General features: G+C 65.3%; 22 protein-coding genes. 12 read left to right on the forward strand and 10 right to left on the reverse strand.

What is annotated here, in order from left to right:
* The first annotated feature begins 108 nt into the window (after window positions 1-108).
* The gene (locus tag VGV07_RS05340) at window positions 109-1260 is read left to right on the forward strand and encodes an MFS transporter (protein WP_326867655.1); all 1152 of its coding nucleotides are present in this window, start codon (window positions 109-111) and stop codon (window positions 1258-1260) included.
* A gap of 127 nt (window positions 1261-1387) precedes the next feature.
* On the opposite strand, the gene VGV07_RS05345 is transcribed toward VGV07_RS05340, so the two are convergent.
* From VGV07_RS05345 to VGV07_RS05355, 3 genes are all read right to left on the reverse strand, one after another.
* Window positions 1388-2923 (reverse strand): permease, encoded by a 1536-nt coding sequence (locus tag VGV07_RS05345; protein WP_326867656.1) that lies wholly within the window; start codon window positions 2921-2923, stop codon window positions 1388-1390.
* Entirely contained in the window at window positions 2923-3684 is a 762-nt protein-coding gene (locus VGV07_RS05350; RefSeq protein WP_326867657.1) for an ABC transporter ATP-binding protein, read from the reverse strand. Before VGV07_RS05350 ends, VGV07_RS05345 begins: the two co-directional genes overlap by 1 nt.
* A gap of 128 nt (window positions 3685-3812) precedes the next feature.
* A complete protein-coding gene (locus VGV07_RS05355) occupies window positions 3813-4466 on the reverse strand; it encodes a ribonuclease T2 family protein (RefSeq protein WP_326867658.1) in 654 nt (217 codons plus the stop codon).
* A 300-nt stretch (window positions 4467-4766) separates the two neighbouring features.
* Between VGV07_RS05355 and VGV07_RS05360 the strand changes: the two genes are divergently transcribed.
* Window positions 4767-5024 carry a type II toxin-antitoxin system prevent-host-death family antitoxin gene (locus tag VGV07_RS05360; RefSeq protein ID WP_326867659.1) on the forward strand — a complete coding sequence of 86 codons (258 nt, stop codon included), beginning with the start codon at window positions 4767-4769 and terminating at the stop codon, window positions 5022-5024.
* A complete protein-coding gene (locus VGV07_RS05365) occupies window positions 5021-5431 on the forward strand; it encodes a hypothetical protein (protein ID WP_326867660.1) in 411 nt (136 codons plus the stop codon). Before VGV07_RS05360 ends, VGV07_RS05365 begins: the two co-directional genes overlap by 4 nt.
* A gap of 15 nt (window positions 5432-5446) precedes the next feature.
* On the opposite strand, the gene cfa is transcribed toward VGV07_RS05365, so the two are convergent.
* The 3 genes from cfa to VGV07_RS05380 all read right to left on the reverse strand — a co-directional run bounded on the left by cfa (window position 5447) and on the right by VGV07_RS05380 (window position 9244).
* Window positions 5447-6541, reverse strand: coding sequence for a cyclopropane fatty acyl phospholipid synthase (gene cfa, locus VGV07_RS05370; protein ID WP_326867661.1), 1095 nt, complete (start codon window positions 6539-6541; stop codon window positions 5447-5449).
* A 95-nt stretch (window positions 6542-6636) separates the two neighbouring features.
* Window positions 6637-7146 carry an RpiB/LacA/LacB family sugar-phosphate isomerase gene (locus VGV07_RS05375; protein WP_326867662.1) on the reverse strand — a complete coding sequence of 170 codons (510 nt, stop codon included), beginning with the start codon at window positions 7144-7146 and terminating at the stop codon, window positions 6637-6639.
* Between the two features lie 121 nt (window positions 7147-7267).
* Window positions 7268-9244 (reverse strand): bifunctional 2',3'-cyclic-nucleotide 2'-phosphodiesterase/3'-nucleotidase, encoded by a 1977-nt coding sequence (locus tag VGV07_RS05380; protein ID WP_326867663.1) that lies wholly within the window; start codon window positions 9242-9244, stop codon window positions 7268-7270.
* Between the two features lie 221 nt (window positions 9245-9465).
* Here VGV07_RS05380 and ypfJ point away from each other — a divergent pair, with 221 nt between their 5' ends.
* The 4 genes from ypfJ to VGV07_RS05400 all read left to right on the forward strand — a co-directional run bounded on the left by ypfJ (window position 9466) and on the right by VGV07_RS05400 (window position 12620).
* Entirely contained in the window at window positions 9466-10368 is a 903-nt protein-coding gene (gene ypfJ, locus VGV07_RS05385) for a KPN_02809 family neutral zinc metallopeptidase (protein ID WP_326867664.1), read from the forward strand.
* Window positions 10369-10414: 46 nt separating this feature from the next.
* Window positions 10415-10936, forward strand: coding sequence for a cupin domain-containing protein (locus VGV07_RS05390; RefSeq protein WP_326867665.1), 522 nt, complete (start codon window positions 10415-10417; stop codon window positions 10934-10936).
* Window positions 10937-10982: 46 nt separating this feature from the next.
* Window positions 10983-12170, forward strand: a complete 1188-nt coding sequence (locus VGV07_RS05395) for a GGDEF domain-containing protein (protein ID WP_326867666.1) — start codon at window positions 10983-10985, stop codon at window positions 12168-12170.
* 201 nt (window positions 12171-12371) lie between these two features.
* The gene (locus VGV07_RS05400) at window positions 12372-12620 is read left to right on the forward strand and encodes a hypothetical protein (RefSeq protein ID WP_326867667.1); all 249 of its coding nucleotides are present in this window, start codon (window positions 12372-12374) and stop codon (window positions 12618-12620) included.
* Between the two features lie 66 nt (window positions 12621-12686).
* On the opposite strand, the gene carA is transcribed toward VGV07_RS05400, so the two are convergent.
* The gene (gene carA / locus VGV07_RS05405; protein ID WP_326867668.1) at window positions 12687-13892 is read right to left on the reverse strand and encodes a glutamine-hydrolyzing carbamoyl-phosphate synthase small subunit; all 1206 of its coding nucleotides are present in this window, start codon (window positions 13890-13892) and stop codon (window positions 12687-12689) included.
* Between the two features lie 128 nt (window positions 13893-14020).
* Here carA and VGV07_RS05410 point away from each other — a divergent pair, with 128 nt between their 5' ends.
* Together VGV07_RS05410 and VGV07_RS05415 are read left to right on the forward strand one after the other, a co-directional pair.
* Window positions 14021-14389 (forward strand): VOC family protein, encoded by a 369-nt coding sequence (locus VGV07_RS05410; RefSeq protein ID WP_326867669.1) that lies wholly within the window; start codon window positions 14021-14023, stop codon window positions 14387-14389.
* A 4-nt stretch (window positions 14390-14393) separates the two neighbouring features.
* Complete coding sequence (locus VGV07_RS05415) at window positions 14394-14846, forward strand: GatB/YqeY domain-containing protein (RefSeq protein WP_326867670.1); 453 nt, start codon at window positions 14394-14396, stop codon at window positions 14844-14846.
* 180 nt (window positions 14847-15026) lie between these two features.
* Here the strand turns inward: VGV07_RS05415 and VGV07_RS05420 are convergent, their stop codons facing one another.
* Window positions 15027-16169, reverse strand: a complete 1143-nt coding sequence (locus VGV07_RS05420) for a GGDEF domain-containing protein (protein WP_326867671.1) — start codon at window positions 16167-16169, stop codon at window positions 15027-15029.
* 148 nt (window positions 16170-16317) lie between these two features.
* Window positions 16318-17496, reverse strand: a complete 1179-nt coding sequence (locus tag VGV07_RS05425) for an MFS transporter (RefSeq protein WP_326867672.1) — start codon at window positions 17494-17496, stop codon at window positions 16318-16320.
* Window positions 17497-17646: 150 nt separating this feature from the next.
* Between VGV07_RS05425 and VGV07_RS05430 the strand changes: the two genes are divergently transcribed.
* Window positions 17647-18228, forward strand: coding sequence for an HdeD family acid-resistance protein (locus VGV07_RS05430; protein WP_326867673.1), 582 nt, complete (start codon window positions 17647-17649; stop codon window positions 18226-18228).
* 15 nt (window positions 18229-18243) lie between these two features.
* Entirely contained in the window at window positions 18244-18813 is a 570-nt protein-coding gene (locus tag VGV07_RS05435) for an HdeD family acid-resistance protein (protein ID WP_326867674.1), read from the forward strand.
* Between the two features lie 4 nt (window positions 18814-18817).
* Here the strand turns inward: VGV07_RS05435 and VGV07_RS05440 are convergent, their stop codons facing one another.
* The gene (locus VGV07_RS05440; protein WP_326867675.1) at window positions 18818-19702 is read right to left on the reverse strand and encodes a YihY/virulence factor BrkB family protein; all 885 of its coding nucleotides are present in this window, start codon (window positions 19700-19702) and stop codon (window positions 18818-18820) included.
* 138 nt (window positions 19703-19840) lie between these two features.
* On the opposite strand from VGV07_RS05440, the gene dnaG reads away from it, so the two are divergent.
* On the forward strand, window positions 19841-21718 hold a 1878-nt coding region (dnaG, locus tag VGV07_RS05445; protein ID WP_326867676.1), incomplete at its 3' end, for a DNA primase.

Consider the following 21718-nt stretch of genomic DNA (forward strand, 5'->3'; position numbering starts at 1 on the left):
CTAAGCCGGGCCAGACCGAAAACGGGCTTGGCTGAAAGGCTTAGCTCCCGGCGGCTTGACCGCCGTCGGGGGCTCTCCTAACCATCGTCGGGCGAGGGGTTTCCGACGATGGACGTGCGACTGCTGTGGTTGGCGCTGGGGGCATTTGCCGGCAGCGTCGAGAGTTCGCTCATCGTCAGCGTGCTGCCCGCCATTGCGGCCGAGACCGGCGTCAGCCTCGCCCAGGCCGGATATCTGATCTTCGGCTATTCCATCGCCTATGGCATCGGTACGCCGTTGCTCTCGACGCTGTTCGGGCATCTGGACCGGCGGACGGTGGTGGCCGGCGCCGAGCTGCTGTTCGGCCTGATGTGCCTGCTGCTCGGCGTGTTGCCGGGTTTCCTGCTGCTGGTGCTGGCGCGCACGTTCATGGCGCTCGGCGCCGGGCTCTTCACCTCCACGGCGCAATCGACCGCGGTGGCGCTGGCCGCGCCGGGCAAGCGCGGCTCGGCGATCTCGACCGTGGTGATGGGCGGCTCGATTGCGGTGGCGGTCGGCGTGCCGGCCTCGGCCCTCGTGGCGGAATTTCTCGGTTGGCGCGTGGCTTACATGGGGCTTGGTGTCCTCGCGATCATCGCGTCGGCGACGATGTGGCTGAAACTGCCCGCGGACATTCACGGCGATCGGCGCACCATCCGGGAGCGGCTGAGCGTGCTCAGGGTGCCGGGCATGCCGCTGACGCTCCTGACCTCAGGCGTCATGGTGATGGCGAGCTTCACCTTCTTCAACTACCTCGCGTCGGTGACCACTGACCTACTCGGGCTCGAGCGAGTGCTGCTGCCGCTGGTGATGTTCGCCTTCGGCCTCGGTGCGGTGTTCGGCAACCTGTTCGGCGGGCGATTGGCCGACCGGATCGGCGGCAGGCAGACGATGCTGGTGATCGGCGGGCTGATGGTGGTGCTGCTGGCGGCCGTGCCACTGCTGGCGATCCTGCCGCGCCCGGCCGTGCTGCCGGTCTTCTGCATCCACATGCTGCTCTATGGTGTCGTGTCGTGGGGTTTCTTCCCGCCGCAACTGCACCGGCTCGCAGCACTGGCGCCCGCCGCAGTGCCGCTATCGGCCTCACTTAACCTCACCTCGATGAATATCGGCGGGGCGCTGTCGGCGCTGGTGGGCGGACTGGTGCTCGAGACTCTCGGCATTGCCTGGCTCGGACCGATCGGCGCAGTCCTGGCGGTGGCGTCGCTGGTGATCGCCTACTTTACGCCGGATCACCGGTAGGGGGAGCGCCGACTCAGGGTGGAGTTGCATATCTCGCTCCACGAACTTGACAGCCGGTGGGTAGGCGAGCCGGGTGGGCAAATCGCTCGGGAATACCTCAGTGGCTGTCAACGCGATGAGGTGTGCTTCAGACCCGTTTGCCTTTCGGGCTAAGAACCCAGGCCACCACCAGTACAATGATGGCGAGCGCTGCGGGCAGTGCGGCCAGCCACTGATTGCCGGCAGCCAGCACGGCAGCGCCAGCCCACATGATCGAGCTCAGCGCCTCCGAAATGGTGGCGGTGCGGGAGGCGACCTGGCGGCGGCGGAACATGGCGCGGCGCATCGGCACACGGAACCACAGCTGGATAGCGGTGGCGGAACCTGTCGAGATGGCGACGAACAGCGCGGTGATCCACGCCAGCTCCCACGAAGCAATGGCGACGCAGAGCAGGATCGGCGCGAACACCACGCCAATCGAGCACAACACGGCTTCGATCTTGGCGGTCAGCACAGCGCGCGGATGGATCGGCGCGGTGACCACCAGATCATGTGCGTCTTCACCAGAAATGGCGAGCCAGGAAAGGCCGCCGGCGAGTTGACCTGCCGCCATGACGATCACCGGGATCACCACGACATAGGTGCCGGCGCTCTGGCCATAGGAGACCCACAGAAACAGCGCCGGTGGGAACAGATAGAGGATCTGCATCAGCGTCTGGCTGAGCAGCCACGGATCGCGCAGCAACAGCCGCCATTCCTTCACCCGCAAGGCATGGCGCTGCGAGGCCTGGCGGAACGGGCGGGTCGCCGCGCTCTGTTGCACGCGCGCCGCGGAAACGCCCGCCGCGGCGATGGCATGCTGGGCAAAGCTGCCAGAGGTGGCGCGGATCACCAGTGCGAGCGCGCCGAGGCCGAGCGCCAGCACGAAAAGCATGGCGCCGAGATCGCCCATCGCGGCGCGCGCCGGCAGCCAGAGCGGGTTGGTGAGGTCGGGCGCGGCGGCGACGAACTCCGGTGATTGCAGCACCGAGAAGCGGTTCATGTTGCCGAAGCTGAGGATGGCGACGGCCTGGATGCCGATGACGAAGCCGGCGCCGACGATGCCGGCGATGATCTGTGCAATCAGCCGGGTCCGCGCCGGCCCGATGCTGCGGAACAGGCCGACCGTGACCAGCACCGAAATCGCCGCCGCGAGCGCGCCGAAGCCGGCAAGGACGCCGTAAGCGGCGAGCCATTTAGGCCCTTCATAGGCGATCAGCACATTGATGATCGGGCTTGCCAGCAGGCACGCCAGCAGCACCGTCGCGAGGGCCGTGGCAGCGGTGCGGACCGCAAAAACGCTGGCCGAGGACGCCGGCGAGGACAGGATCAGGTCGAGATCGGAGCGTGCATAGTAAGCGCGGGTGACCGATTCCAGCGCCTGGCTCAGCATCACCGTCCAGAACAGGAAGCCGGTGCCGGTGACCATGACCAACGTCGCCTTGTCGATGACGATCCCCTCGCTAACCCAGGGCGCAAGCAGCACATTGGCGAGCAGGTGCAGCCCAAGGTAAAACACCCCGAGCATCAGGACCAGCACGACAGTGCGCACCTTGCGGCCGCCGGTGGTCATGGCCAGCCAATCGCGCCAGGCGAGGCGGAACTCGTGCGCAGCGAACCAGGGGAGCGTGGCGGGCGTGCTCATCAGGCGACCGCCGCGAGGTCGGCTTCCTTCTGGGCGACGAGATCGAGGAAGATCTCCTCGAGCGTGGTCTCGCGTCCGATGCGGGCACGCAGCTCGGCAAGGGTACCTTCGGCGACGAGGCGACCGTGATTGATGACACCGATCCGCTCGGCCATGCGCTCGGCCACCTCGAGGATGTGGGTGGTCATGATCACGGTGATGCCGGCGGCCACCTTCTGCTTCAGCACATCCTTGACCTGCCGGGCCGAGCCGGCATCGAGGCCGGTGAGCGGCTCGTCGAGAATGATGAGACGCGGGTTGTGGACGAGCGCTCCGGCAAGCGCCACTTTCTGCAGCATGCCCTTGGAGAAGCCGCCACAGCGCTCGTTGGCATGCGGGCGGAGCCCGAGCCAGTCGACCAGCTCGTTGGAGTGCCGCTCGGCCTCGCGTGCATCGATGCGCCAGAGGCCGGCGACAAACTCGAGATACTCGAGGGGCGTCAATCGGTCGTAGACCATGGGCTCGTCGGAGACCCAGGCGACGATGGATTTTGCCGCGATCGGGTCCTTTGCGGTGTCGATACCGTAAACCGAGATGGCGCCCGCATCGGGCTTCAGCAGGCCGGCAACCATGCGGAGGATGGTGGTCTTGCCCGCACCATTCGGTCCGAGCAGGGCGTAGAACTCACCGGCCTTCACCTTGAGTTCGAGGTCGATGACCACCGGCCGGTCAAAGCTCTTTCTTAGCCCGGAAATATCGAGGGCGAAATCGGGGGACGGCATGCGAGGCTCCGCTAAGTTCGCGTGCAGCCTATCCATCAGCCGTTGAGAGGCGCTGAACCGGGCCGGTAAACAAAGAGCTGACGTGATCATCTCGTCGCGCCAGCGAACTCAAAATGTTTGCAACTTTTCTATTGCAGCCCCACCGCATCGACGATGCCACCGATGCAGCCGCCCTCGGTGGGGCGCGCGGCGCGGATCAGCTTGCCGAAGTCGGGCGCATCGCCCGGTGTACCCCACAGCCCAATGGTGATCTCGCTGATGATGCGGCGCTTGCCATCATCGTCGCAGGCGATGCGCACGCGCTGGCCGGCATTGCGGCCGAAGGAGTCATCGAAAGCTTCACGGATCTGGTCGCGGGTCAGGGTCCTGCCGATACTGTCGGCGAAGAGGTCCCGGACCTTCGAGGCGTTGAGGGCAGCCAGCAGCCGTGTGGCGGTGGCGTAATAGCCTGCCGGATCGGCGCCGTAGCAGGTGCCGTGCTTGATCCACTCGTGCCGCTCGAGCTGCGAGCGGGTGCCGGGCATCACTTCGTCGAGGGTCGTCTGCAGCGCAGCTGGAAGCTCGACCGGCGGCAGGGCGGACCAGCGTCCATCGCGATCGAGCCCTTCGAGCTTCGTCGACACCTCGCAATATTCACCGGTCGGCCAGAGCCCGTGCAGCGAGAAGTTATTGGCGTCGAACCGCGTGCTGCTTTGCTGACGGCATTCTGGCCTGCCGGCAGCACCCTCGCAGAAGGCCGGCTGCCAGCTCGCAGCCAGAATCAGGAACTGGTCGGAAGCCATGGAAGGCGTTGCGGGTTCCGGCTTCGGAGCGGGCTGCGTTGGGGCAGGGGCGGACGCCGTGGGCGCAACCGGCGGCGTGTCCGTCGGCCGCAGCCAGAGATAAACCGCACCGCCGATGAGGAAGGCGGCAATGAGCAGAAGGGTGAGGCGAGGATTCATGCCGCGATCGGTCCAGCTTGCCGAGCTGGCAACAGACCATGATTCCGGCCTCACGTCAGCGATGAGCTTGTTCGAGATACAGCATTGTTGTAAATTGCAGCAGTGCTGTAAATTGCAGCGTTACGGGAATGGAGATCACAGATGGCGCAACGAAGCTATTCGACCAGCGACCTGTCGCGGAAATCCGGTGACATCATCGCCGAGGCGCTAAGGCACCCAGTAACGCTGACGCAGCGGAACAAGCCGCGTTTGGTCGTCCTCAACATCGAGGAATACGAGGAGATGCGCAAAAGAGCCGATCCGCGGCGAGTCATCAAGATTGGCGACTTGACCGAGATCGAACTCGAAGAAATGCAGCAGGCGCTCGATAAGTATATGGCCGAGGCCGCTGATGAATGAGCTTTGACGACCTCCGAACTGGTGCTGTCATCTCGTACTCCTATCTGTGGGAGCGGCAAGCCGACGACGGCGAAACGGAGGGACGCAAGGAGCGGCCCTCGGTCGTAGGTGTGAGGATGCCAAAGCCGTCTGGGGACGTCCTGGTATTGTTCGCAATTACCACCAAGCGTCCTGCTCCTGAGCGCTGGGCGGTTGAAGTGCCGGAGGCAGAGAAGCGGCGCGTCGGTCTCGATGTGTCGCTTCGTCAGTGGATCATGCTGGACGAAGCCAACCAGGATGTCGTCGGGAGATCTTACTACCTCACCGCCGGCACACCGCTAGGCTACTTCAGTGCGAAGTTCTTCGGACCGATCGTCCAGGAAGTTATCAGGCGTTGGCGGGAAATCCACCGGATCTCCCGCCGCTAAGCAATTCACTCTGCCTCAGCGCTGCGTCACGTAGCCATCGGGAACGCCCCTCGTGGCGAGGACGAACTGCCAGACCTGCAGCACCTTGGCGCGGAAGCCGCCGGCGCAGCACAGCAGGTAGTATTTCCACAGCCGATAGAACCGCTCTTCCTCGGGGTTGCGGTCCTTCTTCCAGTTGCGCTCGAAGTTCTCGTACCAGGCGACCAGCGTCTTGTCGTAGTGCGGCCCGATATTGTGGACGTCGATGACGCTGAACAGCCCGTCGATCGCCTTGCCGATCTGGGCGATCGAGGGGATGACGCCTCCGGGGAAGATGTACTTTTCCAGCCAGGCTTCGATGGTTTCGGTCGACCACTGGCTGCCGATGGTATGCATCATGAAAAGCCCGTCGTCCTTAATGACGCTGCGCGCCTTCTCGAAATAGGTGCGGTAGTTCTTGTGTCCGACATGCTCGAACATGCCCATCGAGACGGCATGGTCGGTCTTGCCCTCGAACTGGCGATAATCCTGCACGCGGAACTCGATCGGAAGGCCTTTGTAGCGCTCGCGGCCATAGGCGGCCTGGTCGGGCGATACGGTCACCCCGACGCAGGTGGCGCCGTACTTTTCAGCGGCGAAGCCCATGAAGGCGCCCCAGCCGCAGCCGATGTCCCACACGGTTTGCCCCGGTTTGACGCCGATCTTGCGGCAAACCATGTCGAGCTTGGCCTCCTGCGCGTCATCGAGGTTGGTGACGCCCTCGGGCCAGTAGCCGCAGGAGCCGGTCATGCGCTTGTCGAGCGAGGCCTTGTAGGCCTCGGTTTCGTTGTAGTGCATGGCGGCGACGCGCTGCGAGCGCGTGATGTTCTGCATGTTCATGAAGCGGGCCTGGACGATCTGCCAGACGAGGTTGGTGGTAACGCGCACCCCTTCAGGGACGCGCGAGCGCAGCACGCGGTTGAAGAACTCCGCCATGTCGGCAACGTCCCAGATGCCGTCCATATAGGCTTCGCCGAGACCAAGGGTGCCTTGGCCGTATAGTCGTTTCCAGAACTCTTCGGAGTGGATCTGAGGGTCCCACGGGTTGGGACCGTTCAGCGTGATATCTGCCTCCTTGAGGAGGACTTCCATTTGTGGGGTGGCTCCCATCGAATCCCTGCTCGATTAATAGACAAACGCCGGAGAGCCAATGCCCCCGCAGGAGGCAAGTCAAGGTAGCCGGTTGGTCAGGTGCCACCGCGCGCTTCGCGCTCGAGCGCAGCGAGTTTCTCGACCCGGCGGCGGAAATGTTCCTCGGTGCTGAACTCGGCGGCGAGGAAGGCGCGGATCACGTCGGAGGCGATCTGCGGACCGATGATCCAGGCGCCGATGCAGAGCACGTTGACGTCATCGTGGATAACGCACTGGCGCGCCACGTAGGTATCGTTGGCGACGGCGGCGCGGATACCGGCGACCTTGTTGGCGGCGATACAGGCGCCGGCGCCGGTGCCGCAAACCAGCACGACACGCTCGACGCGGCCGGTGAGGATCAGGTCGACGGCCTTGCGGGTGACATCGGGGAAATCCACGGGCTCGGTCGACTCCGCACCCAGGCTTATTACCTCGTCGCAGTGCTGGCCGAGCAGATCGCGGACAAAGCCCTTCATTGGAAAGCCCGCATGGTCGGACGCGAGGCCGAGCGCGCGCCGATGGGGAATGACCAGTCCGTCCGGGTGTCGGGCTTCGTTGTGCAGCATCTCGCGCCTCCTCAAGCGGTAGTGGAGCGAGGTAAGGGCAATATGCGTGTTGCGACAAGCCCGGCAAGCGTGCTGCGACAAGTAGCGGCCGGCGCGCTGTTGGCGCGCCGGCCAGTTGCAATCACAGAGTGATGCGGTACTCGCCGAAGCCGTTTTCGCTGGTCTTGCCAGTCGCTTCGATCTTCACGGCGGTAACGTCGGCGAGGTGTTCGGCGGCTTTGGGGCCGGTCTCGAACAGCACCGTGCCGCCGATCGGGGCGAGCGACCAGTTGCTGTCGGCCTTGGGCTCGATGGTCTTCTGCTCGATGATGTAGCGCACGATGATGTCGCGGTTGGTATCGGGACCCTTGAAGATGATCTTGTCGGGGCCGATGCCAGGGAAGGTACCGCCGCCACCGGCGCGGTAGTTGTTGGTGGCAACGACGAACTTCTGGGCCGGATCGATCGGCTTGCCATCGAACTGCAGGTCGACGATGCGGCTCTCGGTGTTGCCGATGTCCTCGCCCTTGGGGCCGTATTTCGACGGCTTGGTAACGTCGATCTTGTAGGTGACGCCGTCGATCACGTCGAAGTTGTAGGCGGGGAAATCGAGGTTGATCAGCGGCTGGTCGGCGCCGCCCGCCGCCACCTGGTTGAAGATGCCGGCCGAACGATCGAGCCAGTTCTGCACATCCTGGCCGGTGATCACTACGGCCTGGATGGTGTTGGGGTAGAGATAGAGATCGGCGACGTTCTTGATCGCTACCGGCCCCACCGGCACATCGGTGTAGTAATCCGGGCCGCCACGGCCACCGGCCTTGAACGGGGCCGCGGCGCTGAGGATCGGCAGGGCCTCGTACTCGGTGCCCTTCAACATCTGCGTGAGGTACCATTTCTGGGCGATGTTGACGATCTGCACGCTCGGATCGTCGGCGACCAGCGCGAAGTAGGAGTGGAGCGGCGCGGCGGTCTCGCCGACCGGGCGGCGGATATAGGCGAGCGTCTCGTCATGGTCGTCCTGCGCGGCGGCGAGGATGCCGGCAACGCTGTCGACCAGCGGCTTCACCTTGCCGTCGACGCGCTCGAAGATCGGCCGCGCTTCGGCCGTGTGGGAGACGATGCTCCACTTGCCGTCATCGGCCTTCTCGAGCAGCAGGTCGATCAGCCCCATATGCGAGCCCCAGAAGCCGGCCATCACGGCAGGCTTGCCGGCAAGCGTGCCGGCAGTGAGGTCGGCGCCTTCGAGGCCCTCGAAATCCTTGGAGTTGGGGAATACCAGGTGCTGGTGGCCGGTGACGATGACGTCGAGTCCTTCAACGGCGGCGAGCTGCAGCGCAGCGTTTTCGGCCTTGGGCAGGCCGGTATCGGCGGCAATGCCGGTATGGGCCAGCGCGATGACCAGGTCCGCCCCTTCCTCCCGCATTTTCGGAATGTACGCCTTGGCCGCCTCGACGATGTCGCGGGTATCGACTTTGCCGGCGAGATGGGTGTTGTCCCAGGTCATGATCTGGGGCGGCAGGAAGCCGATGAAGCCGAGCTTGATGGTCTGCTTGGCGCCGGCGCCGTCGGTCAGTTCCTTTTCGACGATCTTGTAGGGCGCCACATAGGTGGTGTCGGCCAGGGGATCGGCGCCGAGTTCGCCCTTGGCGAGGTTGGCGGAAACGATGGGGAAATTGGCAGCAGCGATAGCGGCGTCGAGGAACTCGAGGCCGTAGTTGAACTCGTGGTTGCCGAGCGTGCCCACTTCGTAGCCCAACGTGTTCATGGCGGCGATGATCGGGTGCGGCTCGTTGGTCAGGCCCTTTTCGTAGGCGATGTAGTCGCCCATCGGGTTGCCCTGGATGACGTCGCCATTGTCGATGAGCACGGAGTTGCCGGCTTCGGCGCGGATGGCGTCGATGATCGCCGCGGTGCGGGCGAGGCCCAGCGTGTCATTGGGTGCATCGGCGTAATAGTCATAGGGAAACACCGCGACGTGCAGGTCGGTGGTTTCCATCAGCCGCAGGTGCGCCTGGCCGGCGGCAGCCTGCACGGCGAAGGGGTGCAGCACCACGGCCGCGCCGAGCGTCGCCGAGCCGGCGAGGAAGGCACGGCGGGAAATTGAGTAATTGTAGTTCATTGACGTCTCCCACAACATTTGAACAAAGCGCGACCAGACGGAACGTCGGCTCTCCTGACCGGTTATCCCGCATGGCGATCTGGGCCTCAGATGCCGCCGCGACGTGACGTTGCTGTGACGACGGCGAATGTGACAGTGGCCTTTCTGGACCATTTGGTCAAATTTGCCGTGGCCAGGCGATTGGCAGTACTGTTACCGGGCTGGTCCCATGGAGATTCCGGATGAAGTGGCAAGGGCGTGAGCGCAGTTCGAACATCGAGGACCGGCGCAGCCAGGGCGGCGGTCGGTTCGGCGGCGGCATGGGCGGCGGTCGCATCCCGATCCCCATGGGGCGCGCCGGTGGCGGTGGCCTCGGGCTGGTCGGCATCATCGTGGTGCTGGGGATCATCTGGTTCGCCACGGGGCAGAACCCGATCGACATTCTTACGGGCGGTGGTGGGGGAACGACGACCTCGCAGAACCAGCAGTGGGCGCCGCCTCCCACCAATGCCGGCGAGGATGAACTCGCCGATTTCGTCGGCGTGGTCGTCAAGGATACCGAGAACCTCTGGGGTGAGGTGTTCCAGCAGAACAACCTGACCTACCAGCCGCCCAAGGTGGTGCTGTTCTCGGGCGCCACTCAGTCGGCGTGCGGCACGGCGCAATCGGCCTCCGGGCCGTTTTATTGCCCCAACGACAAGAGGGTCTATATCGATCTCAGCTTCTACGATCAGTTGCGCCGCCAGTTCGGCGCGCCGGGCGATTTCGCCCAGGCCTATGTGATCGCGCACGAGATCGGCCATGCCGTGCAGGACCAGACCGGCGTGTTGCCGGAGTTCAACCGGGCCCGCGCCAGCATGAGCCAGGAAGAGCAGAACGCCTACTCGGTGCGAGTCGAGTTGCAAGCCGACTGCTATGCCGGGGTATGGGCGAACTACGTCAACCGCGAGAACCTGCTGGAGCAGGGGGACACCGAAGAGGCGATCACCGCTGCCAACGCCATTGGCGACGATACGCTGACCCGCGGCCAGGTTTCATCGCGCAACTTCACGCACGGTACCTCGGCGCAGCGTATGGCCTGGCTGAAGAAGGGCATGCAGACCGGCGACGTGAGCCAGTGCGACACGTTCAAGGGCTCGATCTAGGAGGGCCGGAAGTTGAGGTCGATCGCCGTCGCAGGGCTGGTGTGAGATGAGCGGCCGGCTCGACGGATTGCAGCTCGAACGCTTCTACGACGACGGCACCTATCCCAACAGCGCGCTGCCCTTGCTGTTCTACGAGGCGGCACTGCCGCGCGATGGCGCCAGCCCCGAAGCGATGGAAGCGCTGTTTGCCGCCAATGGCTGGCCGCCGGCCTGGCGCGCCCAGGTGTTCACCTACCACCATTATCACTCGACCGCGCACGAGGCACTGGGCGTGGTGCGGGGCTCGGCGCGGCTGATGCTTGGCGGTCCGGAAGGTCGCGAGTTCGATGTCGAGCCGGGCGACGTGATCGTCATCCCGGCGGGGGTGGCGCATCGGCGGCTCGATTCGAGCGGCGATTTCCTTGTGGTCGGTTGCTATCCGCCGGGTCAGCACTGGGATCTGCTGCGCGGCGAGGCGGGCGATCGGCCGGCCGCCGACCGCAATATCGAACGGGTGCCGCTGCCGCGCACCGACCCGGTCGGCGGGGCAGGCGGACCGCTTGCGGTGCACTGGGTGGGAACTCGTTAATCGGGCCTGGAATAGGGTGCGCGCCGACACGCCCGGGGCCTATTCGATGTCGCTCGATCTCACCACGCTCTATCTGGTTTCCGCCATGGTGACCGGCATGTCGGGGCTGCTGTTCCTGCTCGACATGCGCGGCCGGCCCGATCCGGCGCTACGCTGGTGGGGCCTGGCGTTCCTCTTCGCCATCACTCCGGCGGTGATCTACGCACTTGCCGGGCAGGCGCCCGAGTTCGTGGTGCTCAACCCGATCGGCAATTGTCTCGTGGTCGCCGGCAGCTCGCTGCTCTGGGTAGGGGCGCGCGCCTTCAGTCACAAGCGCACCCCGCTCGTCGCCTGGGTCGGGCCGGCGGCGCTCGTGGCCGTGCTGCCCTTCGTCTTCGAGCAGCCACTGGTGACCTGGAGCGGCTTTCCGCTGCTCGCCGGGGGCGTCGTGGTGTTCAACATGCTGGCGGCGCTCGAATGCTGGCGGCCGGTCGGGCCGCGGATGCGCAACCACGTGGTGCTGGCTGTCGCCTGGGCCGGCGGCTCGGTGTTCTACCTGTTCCGGCTCGCTGCCTTCATCGCCTTCGGCCCTGACGATCCGCGCTTCGCGCTGGCCTTTGGCTCGGAAGCCGCGACGATCTGCGTGCTGCTGCTGATCGTCATTTCCAGCTTCTCGATGGTGGCGCTGGGTAAAGAGGTCTCCGAGGCGGCGCTGAAACAGGCGGCGACGCGCGATGGCCTCACCGGGGTGCTGAACCGGTCGGAGTTCACCCGCCTGGCCGAGCGGGAGATCCGGGACGCGGTTGAGCGTGGTGAGGGCTATGCGCTGCTGTTGCTCGATCTCGACCACTTCAAGCGGATCAACGATACGCATGGACACGCGATCGGCGATGAGGTGCTGGCCAGCGTCGCAACGGCGGTGAGCCGCTGCCTCGGGCCGCGCGACCTGTTCTGCCGTTATGGCGGGGAGGAGTTCGCAGCCCTGCTACCAGGCGCCGGCCCGGAAGTTGCGGGCGTCGTGGCCGAGCGGGTGCTGCGCGCGGTGCGCGGCGTCATGGTGTGGACCCCGGCTGGCCCCCTGCGCCCGACCACCAGCATCGGCATCTCGGCAGCAAACGTCGAATCGATCGATCTGGGGGCGCTGATGCGCGTCGCCGACATCGCGCTGTATCGCGCCAAACGGGGTGGCAGAGACCGCGCCGAGGGCGGTGGTGAGGCGCCGGAAGCGCCGGCGAAAACCATGATGAACGCGTGAATTTCCCATCGGTTCCCCGTTCCCGATGGGTTCCCCTCGGCCCCCAAAATGACCAGCAAATGATCGCCACGACGCCGTGATCCAGCCGGTATGCGAGCACAATCAGGCTTAGTCTTTGTCCTCGCCGACAGCGTTGAGGCTGTGGGCCGGACCTGGGCCACCGGGTGCCGTCTTGAACCTCACATGGAAGGACAAATCTCCATGAAAAAGCTCCTGATCACCATCGCAGCCATTGGCCTTTCCTCGGCGGCGTTCGCCCAGGCGGCAGTCAGCTTCACGTCGGTCGATGCCGATACCAGCGGCGGTGTGAGCCTGGCCGAGGCACAGGTTGCCTGGCCTGATCTGACCCAGGAGGCGTTCGACGCTGCCGATACGAGCAAGGACGGTTCGCTCGACCAGGCCGAGTTCGATGCCTATGCGGCGACGCTTCCGGCTCCGGCCGCGCAGTAATTCGGCCAGCCATGGCTGAGAGGGGTCGCCCGGCCACCGGCGGCCCCTTTTTCTTGAGCTCGGCGATTACTCGCCGGCCTTCACCTGCTCCGGCACCTGCACCATGCCTTTCTGGGCTCGTACCAGATTGAGGAACCGGGTGAACAGGTAGTGGCTGTCGTGCGGGCCGGGGCTGGCTTCGGGATGATACTGCACCGAAAAGATCGGCTTGCCCTCGACTTCGAGCCCGGCGTTCGAACCATCGAACAGCGACACATGGGTCTGCTTGACGTTTCCGGGGAGGCTGTCGGTGTCCACGGCAAAACCATGGTTCATCGAGGTGATCTCGACCTTGCCGGTGGTCAGGTCCTTCACCGGATGGTTGGCGCCGTGGTGGCCCTGATGCATCTTCTGCGTCTTGCCGCCGACCGCGAGGCCGAGCAACTGGTGGCCGAGGCAGATGCCGAACATCGGCTTGCCGGTTTCCATCAGCGACTTGATCGTCGGCACGGCATATTTGCCGGTCGCAGCCGGATCGCCCGGGCCGTTGGAGAGGAAGATGGCGTCGGGGTTGTGCGACATCACGTCCTTGGCCGTGGCGGTGGCCGGAACCACCGTTACCCGCGCGCCCTGGTCGGCCAGCTGGCGCAGGATATTGCGCTTGGCGCCGTAGTCGATGGCCACGACATGGAACTCGGGATTGTCGAGCTGGCCATAGCCCTCCGACCGGGTCCAGGACGTCTGGTCCCAGTGATAGGTCTGCGCCGTGGTGACTTCGCGGGCGAGGTCGAGCCCTTCGAGGCCGGGGAAGTTCTTCAGCTCCGCCTGCATCGAGGGCTCGTGGAAATAGCCGTCGGGGGCATGCGCGATGACGCCGTTCGGCATGCCGTGCTCGCGGATGCGGGCCGTCAGCGCCCGGGTATCGACGCCGGCAATGCCGATGATGTTGCGCTTTTTCAGCCAGGCATCGAGCTTTTCGACGGCGCGGTAGTTCGACGGGTTGGTGATGTCGGCGCGCAGCACGCAACCCCGGATGCCGGAGAGCGCGGCCATGTTGACCGTCTCGATATCCTCGTCGTTGGTGCCGACATTGCCGATATGGGGGAAGGTGAAGGTGATGATCTGCCCGGCATAGGAGGGGTCGGTGAGGATCTCCTGGTAGCCGGTCATCGCCGTATTGAAGCAGACCTCGCCGGCCGCATGGCCGACGGCGCCGATGCCGTGCCCTTCAAGGCGGGTGCCGTCCTCGAGCAGCAGGAGGGCGGTCGCAGGTTTTTGCTGCCAGCCGGTCATGGCGGGGCTCCAAGGGTTCGGGTCGGTGTCGGTTGAGGGCTCTCCTTAGAAGGGGCCCGGCCCAAGCGCAAGTGGCGCACGGGGATTATTGCGCTATATGGGGTGCGGCAAAGAGGGGACAAGTCGCGGTGAGTGCGATCGAGCGCGAGATTGGTGGGGTGTTCATTGCGGTGAGCGATATCGAGCGGGCGCGGGACTGGTACCGCGGCTTGCTCGGCATGGCGCCGGGTGGCGAGATCCTGTTCGGGCACATCCACGTGCTGCCGATGGCCGAGGGCAGCGGGCTGGTGCTCGACAGCAAGGGCTTTGCCGGGCCGCATGACAGGAAGCCGGCCTTTCATTTCAATACGTCCGACGTGCACGCGGCGCGCCAACAGGCGGTTGCGGCTGGCGCCGTCGACGTCGGACCGGTGAGCGATGGGGTGTTCTTCACCTTCAAGGACCCGGACGGAAATCTGTTGATGGTGGCCGACGTGCCGCCCGCACCAAGGAGTTAGAGCGATGCGTGATGCGATCAGCGAAGGTTACAAGACGGCGCTGAAGGCCGGCGACAAGCGGCGGACTGCGACGCTGCGGGCAGTGAACGCGGCGATCAAGGACAAGGACATCGATGCGCGCGGGCAGGGCAAAGGCCCGCTCAGCGACGAAGACGTGCTGGGCCTGCTGCAGAAGATGGTTAAGCAACGCGAGGAATCGCTGGGCATCTACGAAAAGGCGGGACGCGAGGACCTTGCAGTGGTCGAGCGCGAGGAAATCGCCATTCTCGGCGAGTTCCTGCCCAAGGGGCTGAGCGAGGCCGAGGTCGAAGCGGCGATCATCGACGCGATCAAGAAGACCGGTGCGGCCGGGGCCAAGGACATGGGCAAGGTGGTGGCCTTGCTCAAGGCCGAGTTCCCGGGCCGTATCGACTTCGGCAAGGCCTCGGCCAAGATCCGGACGGCGCTCGCGGGCTAAGACCGAAGCTCTGCAAGTCCCCCCGAACTCGATGTCATCCCCCCCGAAAGCGGTGAACTCCGTTTGCGATCGCGCGGCGGGCTAAGGTAACAGAGGTTCCCGCTTTCGCAGGGATGGCAGCCGGTGGGTTGGCTCGGTCGGGGTAAACCCGACCAGCTCCGCTGCTCGATCGTGAGCGACCTATGCGACCAGCCGGAGCTCCGGGCCATGGACGCGGTTCCGGCCGGCGTCCTTGGCGCGGTAGAGCAGCTCGTCGGCGGCGCGTAGCAGCGCGTCGAAGGTCTCCGGACGTGGCGAGGCTATGGCGATACCGGCGCTGACCGTGGGCGGGCCGTAATCACCCGGCAGTGGTTCGGTGCCGGCGAACTCGAGGCGGATGCGCTCGGCGAGGCCGTGGACAGCTGCCGCGTTGGTGGTGTGCGCCAGCAGGCAGAACTCCTCGCCACCCAGCCGGGCGGCCACATCCTCAGGGCCGAGGGCGCGCGACAGGATGGCGGCGAAGCGCACCAGCACTTCGTCGCCGACAGCATGACCGAAACGATCGTTGATGGCCTTGAAGTCGTCGAGGTCGAGCATGATCACTGCGGTGGCCGGCGCCACCGGCGCATTGCCGGCGAAGCTGAACAGGGCGCGGCGGTTGAGCAGGCCGGTCAGTGCGTCGGTCATGGCGAGACGGCGATGCGCCTCGGTGATGCGAAACTGATGCAGCGCCATGGTCACGGCGCCGGCGGCGGCGAGCGCGGCGAGCAGCGCGATCGAATTGAGGTCTTCGGCCCAGTTGTGCGGGCGCGCCGTCAGCGTCCAGCGACCCTCGGCGAACAGCACCGCGGCGCAAAGCGCAAAGGTTACCGCAGTCGAGCCGTAAAGCGCCGACTTGGCGAGCATGGCGAGTGGCGTATTGCTGCGGGCCAGCCAGTGCTCACGGCCGGCCGCGAGGAAGAAGCCCGCGGCAGCGAGGTTCATCACCATGGTGCCGATGCCGCTGAGGCCGATGGCGAACAGCGCCGCCATGACGGTGCAGGCGACCGTCCAGCCGGTCAAGGCAGAACGCCAGAGCGTGCGGCCGGAGGAGAACTGCGTGCAGCCGATATAGATGAAGGCAAAGCCGGCGAGCAGCAGGGCGAAGGCGATGCACTGCACGGCCGGATCGTAGGCCTCGAACCAGCCGTAGAGCATCGAGCCCGGCGCGACGAAGCCGAAGCCGAGCCCCCAGCTCAGCAGATAGTAATCCCGCCGTGCCCCCAGCCAGGTGATGACCAGCGTCAGCATCAGGGCGGTGGCGGAAAAGCCGATAGCGATGAGCAGGGAGGTCTGGTCGAGCACTGGTGGAATCGGGACGGATACGGGTCTGCTGCATCGTACCGAAGCATGGCCATCGGCGGGGAAATGCGCCCGCCGATGGTAAAGAATATCCTAGAGCCTTTCGCCGCTCGAACCGGAAAGGTCTGCAACCTTTGCCGGACGCACTTCGCTAGGCTTTGCTGGTCGCGGCCACCGTGCCGCGGCGCTCGAGCCACCATGACAAATACGCTGTCCCGGCTGCGCAGAGACTGGTGACGACGCCCACCGCCGGGATATCGGCATAGCTCACGCCGGCGCTGAGCAGCATGGCGCCGATGAAGGCGCCACCGGCGATGCCGATGTTGAAGGCGGTGGAGATCAGCGACGAGGCCAGGTTGGGCGCCGAGTGGGCGGCGGTGATGACCCGGGCCTGCAACGGGGTGGAGAAAGCGAAGCCGAGGATCGAAGTGCCGAGCAGGTTCACCGTCATCCACACCTTGTCGTGCATGGCGAACAGCATGGTGAAGTAGAGCAGGGCCTGCAGCAGCAGCACGGTCAGCAGCGTCGGCATCGGCTTCCAGTCGGTGCCGCGACCGCCCAGGTAGATGCCCAGCATCGAACCGATACCGCCGATCAACAGATAGACCGGGATGATGTCGGGGTGGAGCCGCGTGACATTGAGCATGATCGGCACCTGGAAGGTCCCGAAGGCGAGTGCGCCGATCATCACCAAGGTAATGGTGAGGTAGGAGAGCCAGACCTGCTGGTGGCGGAGTTCGCGCACCTGCTCGCCGAAAGTGGCGTGACGCACACCTTCCTGACGCTTGTCGTGCGGCAGCTTCAGGAACAGCACGACGGCGGCAATGGCTCCGAGCGCCGCCACCGCAAGGAACGGGATGCGCCAGCCGAAGATCAAGCCGATGGCGCTGCCGCCGGGGAGGCCCAGGAGGTTGGCGACGGTGATGCCGGAGATGAACAGCGAGAAGGCCGCGCCGCGCCGCGCCGGCGGCACGAGGCCGGCAACGACCACGTTGCCGGCGCCGAAGAACACGCCATGGGCGCAGGCGGAGAGCAGGCGCGCCACCAGCAGCAGGACATAGTCCGGTGCGATGGCGCACAGCAGCTGGGCAATCGAGAACACGATCATCAGGCCGATCAGCACGTTGCGCTGCGAAAAGCGCGAGGTGAAGACGGTCAGCACCGGCCCGCCGATGGCGACGCCGATGGCATAGGCGCTGACCAGGAGGCCGGCGACCGGAATGGTCACCGCCAGATCCTCGGCGAGCGGCGGCAGGATGCCGGAGATGACGAACTCGGCCGAGCCGACTGCAAACGCAGCCAGCGCCAGGGCGTAAATGGCGATCGGCATGACTATCCTCAAAATATCCGACGGCGGTCAGACCATGCCGCGTCGGCGGAAGCAAGCCGGTAAGCAGCGGTGTCTAAACCTGTCACGAACCTTGGCGAAGCGGCAAAAACGGCTAACCTCATCTGGTGCAACATCATTGGAGGTGGACCGATGGCTGTATCAAGTGACACGAGAAAACGTTGGGCATGGATCACCGGGCTGCGCGGTCTGCTGATGCTGCTGGCCGGGCTTTACGCGGTGTTCTTTCCAGCGCAGGCGCTGGCAATACTGGTGATCGCCGGTGGCGCATTACTGCTGGTCGATGGCGTGCTCGGGTTGTGGAGCCTCACTTTCGGTGGGGCAAAGACCGGCAATTTCTGGTTCGACGTGGTGCGGAACGTATTGGCCATCATCACCGGTGTGCTGATCCTGTTGTCGCCATTCCTCGCAACGTTGCTGACGGCGACTTTGCTGGTCTATCTCGTTGCATTCCAATCGATCTTCGTCGGCGTCATGGAGATTTGGGTAATCATCCGGGAGCGCGAGCAATATGCGCGTATCTGGCCGGTGCTACTGTCGGGGGCGCTTTACGTGCTGTTCGGCATCGCGCTGCTGTTCTGGCCGGTGTTCAGCGCCCTGGTGTTCGTGACGCTCGCGGGCATCCTCGCCATCATCTTCGCGATCGGCCTGTTCGGGCTGGCGTGGCGGATGTTCAAATCGGCGGGAGCTTCCGCGGGCAACAAGCCCGTGTGACCCGAGGAGGAGAGAATGGCTACAGATAGCGCCGTACCCTGGCCGAGCATTTTCGCGGGCGTTCGCGGCGTGCTGATGCTGGCCGGCGGCATCTTCGCACTGATCTCGCCGCAACTGGCGCTGGCAACCCTGGTGTGGGTCGGGGGCGTGATCGTCATCATCGATGGGGCGCTGGGCCTGTGGGGGCTGCTGTTCGGCGGCCGCACCAGCTCACGGCTCGGCGTCGCGATCACCCGGCATATCCTTGCGATCCTCGCTGGTGTCCTGATCGTGGCGTTCCCGGCGATGGCGGCGGCGATCGGCATCTCGACGCTGGTGATCATCGTGGGGATCATGATGATCCTGATCGGGGCGTTTGCCCTCTACGTCACTGTGGCCGGCCGGGCCCTGTTGCGCCCGGGGACATTCTGGCCGGAAGTGCTGAGTGCCTGCGCCTACCTGGTGTTCGGCATCCTGCTGCTGGTGATGCCGCTCAGCAGCGCATTGGTGTTGGTGAGCATCGTCGGCGTGCTGATGATCCTCTACGGGTTGTTCCAGCTTTACATCGCCTGGCAGCTGAGAAGCATCGAGGTAAAGGTCGCCTGACCAGTCAATGCGAGGGAAGCGGTGCGCCCGCTTCCTTCGCCTGCGCGGCGCGTTCGATCTCGGTGTTGAAGGCGGCCCCCAGCACGAGGATCTGGGCGGAATTGTACAGCCACAGCAGCAGTACCACCGCAGCGGAGACCGAGCCGAAGGTGGCTTCGTAGTTGCCCCAGTTCTCGACATAGATCGAGAAGATCGCGCCGGCGAGCAGCCAGAGCAGCGAGGCAAGAATGGCGCCCGGCCAGATGTGACTGAACTTGCGCGGGTGGCGGTCGGGACCCCAGCGATAGAGCGCGGCAAGCACGAGGATGCTGAGCAGCAGCAGTACGGGCCAACGCAGCGCCAGCGCGATGACTTCCTCGCCTGAGGGCCACGGGATCAGGGCTGGCAGGCCGGCGACTGCGAGCAGGGCGAGGGCGACGAAGATGGCGCCGCCGATACTAAGCCCGATCGCGTAGGCCAGCGATTTGAAGAAGCCGCGGCGGGGCGCCTCGTTGCGGATGCGCGACATGGCATAGAGCAGGGAATCGACCCCACGCGAGCCGCTCCAGAATGCAAAGGGCACGGTGACCAGCAGCCCCAGGCCGAGCGTCACCGGGGGCTGACTGGCAAGCATGTTCAACTGCTCGGCGATAATCCCCTGGGCCAATTGCGGGACGACGTCGCCGACACCCTCTATCGTGTCGGCGACCATCTGGCGGTTGGCGAAAATGCCGTAGATCAGGGCGACCGTGGCGATGGCAGGAAAGAACGACAGGAAGCCGAAGAAGGCCACCGCGGCGCAGCGGGGGGCATTGTCACGCTCGAAAAAGAACGACCGGAGCGTTGCCAGCACGATGGCGCGCCAGCGGCGCTGGGGGCTATCGGCGAGGGTTGCGGTGGTGGTGTTCATGGACATGTCCAGCGGGCGAATGCTGGACAACGGGCCGCAGGGCTACCGGTTGCGCTCCAGCGCGCTGCCGGCTGGGGCGCGGGGATAACTTTGCGCAAGCCCGCTGACTTCGGGTAAGTAAGCGCCTACTTATCGCCCATGCGCTTTTCCGACGGCTTCCTCGACGAGATCCGGCAGCGCCTGCCGATCTCGCAGGTGGTGGGCGAGCACGTCATCTGGGACAAGCGCAAGAGCCAGCCGCAGCGTGGCGACATGTGGGCCTGCTGTCCGTTCCACGGCGAGAAAAGCCCGAGCTTTCATGCCGATGACCGGCGCGGCATCTACCACTGCTTCGGCTGCGGGGTGTCGGGCGATCATTTCCGGTTCCTGACCGAGAAGGCTGGAATGAGCTTTCCCGAGGCGGTGGAAAAGCTTGCCGGGATGGCCGGCGTGCCGATGCCGGCGCGCGACGAGCGCGACGAGGCGCGGCAGGAGAGCCGCCGCTCGCTCTATGACGTGATGGAAGTCGCGACGCAGTATTTCGAGGCGGCGCTCAGCCACAATATCGGGGCGAGGGCGCGCGGCTATCTCAACGAGCGCGGGGTGAGCGCAGCGGCGCAGACCAGGTTCCGGCTCGGCTATTCGCCCGACAGCGCCAACGGCCTGAAAGAGCACTTGGCCGCCAATGGGGTCTCGGCGCAGGAGATGGTGGATGCGGGGCTGGTGGTGGTGCGTGAGGATTCGCCGCTGCCTTACGATCGGTTCCGTAACCGGGTGATGTTCCCGATCACCGACCCTCGCGGCAAGGTCATCGCTTTCGGTGGCCGGGCGATGTCGGCGGATGTGCCGGCCAAGTATCTCAACTCGCCCGAGACCGAACTCTTCAAGAAGCGGATGACGCTCTACAACGGGCAGACGGCGCGCGAGGCGGCGCGCTCGGGCAAGTCGGTGATCGTGGTCGAAGGCTATCTCGACGTGATCGCGGCGGTGATGGCGGGATTCGAGGGCACGGTAGCGCCGCTCGGCACGGCGCTGACCGAGGAGCACCTGCAGTTGCTGTGGCGGATGAGCGACGAGCCGGTGCTGTGCTTCGACGGCGATGGCGCCGGCCAGCGGGCCGCGGCGCGGGCGACCGAAATCGTCTTGCCCCACCTGCAGCCGGGCCGGACGGTGCGGATCGCGACGCTCCCCGAGGGACAGGATCCCGACGACCTGATCAAGGCGCAGGGGCGGGGGGCATTTGCCGACGTGATCGATCGGGCGCGTTCGCTCTCGGATGTGATCTGGAGCATCGAGACTGGCGGCATCGTTCCGGAAACTCCGGAGGCAAGGGCGGCGCTCGAGGCGCGACTCAGGGCGCGGGCCAACGCTATCGGCGAGGCCTCGGTGAAGCGCCACTACCTGCAGGCGTTCGACGAGAAGCTACAGGCATTCTTCGCGCCGCTGCGCAATCAGCGCTGGGACCAGCGGAGCGGCGGTGGGCAGCGCGGCGGCTTCGACCGGCGCAACCCGCGCGGCGGCAATGCTGCCCCGGTGGGTAGCCGCGGCAGCCCACGGGTGGTGGTGTCGGACACGCTCAGGAACTCGAGGCTGTTGAAGCCGGGCCGGGGCGTGGATGCTACCCCGCGCGAGGCAGCGATTCTCATCACGCTGGTGAACCATCCGGCGCTCGCCGACAGCCGGCTCGAATCACTTGCGTCGCTGGAGCTCAGTTCGCCGACGTCGCGGAACCTGTTGGGCACCATGCTCGACCTCGTCACCAGGGATCACGAGATCAGCGCCGAGGCGCTGAATGTCGCACTGGGGGCGCGTGGCTTCGGCGAGCCGCTCGACAAAATGCGGGATTTGCTGGCCCGCCAAGGGGTTTGGCAGACCGGCGCCGAGATTGCCGATCCCGACGCCGAGATCGGATTACGTCATGCCCTGGCCTTGCATTACAAATCCGTTGAGCTAAATAAGGCCCTGAAGGCAGCCGAATTGGCGCTGGGCGACGACCCGAGCGAGGAAACATTCGAACGGCTGCGGGACATCCAGAAC

The sequence above is a fragment of the Devosia sp. genome (assembly GCF_035944845.1).
Lineage (GTDB): Bacteria > Pseudomonadota > Alphaproteobacteria > Rhizobiales > Devosiaceae > Devosia_A.

What these genes read in the sequence shown, in the direction of transcription:
- VGV07_RS05340 (WP_326867655.1), top strand. Translation starts at nt 109, where the DNA reads ATGGACGTGCGACTGCTGTGGTTGGCGCTGGGGGCATTTGCCGGCAGC.
- VGV07_RS05345 (WP_326867656.1), bottom strand. Translation starts at nt 2,923, where the DNA reads ATGAGCACGCCCGCCACGCTCCCCTGGTTCGCTGCGCACGAGTTCCGC.
- VGV07_RS05350 (WP_326867657.1), bottom strand. Translation starts at nt 3,684, where the DNA reads ATGCCGTCCCCCGATTTCGCCCTCGATATTTCCGGGCTAAGAAAGAGC.
- VGV07_RS05355 (WP_326867658.1), bottom strand. Translation starts at nt 4,466, where the DNA reads ATGGCTTCCGACCAGTTCCTGATTCTGGCTGCGAGCTGGCAGCCGGCC.
- VGV07_RS05360 (WP_326867659.1), top strand. Translation starts at nt 4,767, where the DNA reads ATGGCGCAACGAAGCTATTCGACCAGCGACCTGTCGCGGAAATCCGGT.
- VGV07_RS05365 (WP_326867660.1), top strand. Translation starts at nt 5,021, where the DNA reads ATGAGCTTTGACGACCTCCGAACTGGTGCTGTCATCTCGTACTCCTAT.
- cfa (WP_326867661.1), bottom strand. Translation starts at nt 6,541, where the DNA reads ATGGAAGTCCTCCTCAAGGAGGCAGATATCACGCTGAACGGTCCCAAC.
- VGV07_RS05375 (WP_326867662.1), bottom strand. Translation starts at nt 7,146, where the DNA reads ATGCTGCACAACGAAGCCCGACACCCGGACGGACTGGTCATTCCCCAT.
- VGV07_RS05380 (WP_326867663.1), bottom strand. Translation starts at nt 9,244, where the DNA reads ATGAACTACAATTACTCAATTTCCCGCCGTGCCTTCCTCGCCGGCTCG.
- ypfJ (WP_326867664.1), top strand. Translation starts at nt 9,466, where the DNA reads ATGAAGTGGCAAGGGCGTGAGCGCAGTTCGAACATCGAGGACCGGCGC.
- VGV07_RS05390 (WP_326867665.1), top strand. Translation starts at nt 10,415, where the DNA reads ATGAGCGGCCGGCTCGACGGATTGCAGCTCGAACGCTTCTACGACGAC.
- VGV07_RS05395 (WP_326867666.1), top strand. Translation starts at nt 10,983, where the DNA reads ATGTCGCTCGATCTCACCACGCTCTATCTGGTTTCCGCCATGGTGACC.
- VGV07_RS05400 (WP_326867667.1), top strand. Translation starts at nt 12,372, where the DNA reads ATGAAAAAGCTCCTGATCACCATCGCAGCCATTGGCCTTTCCTCGGCG.
- carA (WP_326867668.1), bottom strand. Translation starts at nt 13,892, where the DNA reads ATGACCGGCTGGCAGCAAAAACCTGCGACCGCCCTCCTGCTGCTCGAG.
- VGV07_RS05415 (WP_326867670.1), top strand. Translation starts at nt 14,394, where the DNA reads ATGCGTGATGCGATCAGCGAAGGTTACAAGACGGCGCTGAAGGCCGGC.
- VGV07_RS05425 (WP_326867672.1), bottom strand. Translation starts at nt 17,496, where the DNA reads ATGCCGATCGCCATTTACGCCCTGGCGCTGGCTGCGTTTGCAGTCGGC.
- VGV07_RS05430 (WP_326867673.1), top strand. Translation starts at nt 17,647, where the DNA reads ATGGCTGTATCAAGTGACACGAGAAAACGTTGGGCATGGATCACCGGG.
- VGV07_RS05435 (WP_326867674.1), top strand. Translation starts at nt 18,244, where the DNA reads ATGGCTACAGATAGCGCCGTACCCTGGCCGAGCATTTTCGCGGGCGTT.
- VGV07_RS05440 (WP_326867675.1), bottom strand. Translation starts at nt 19,702, where the DNA reads ATGAACACCACCACCGCAACCCTCGCCGATAGCCCCCAGCGCCGCTGG.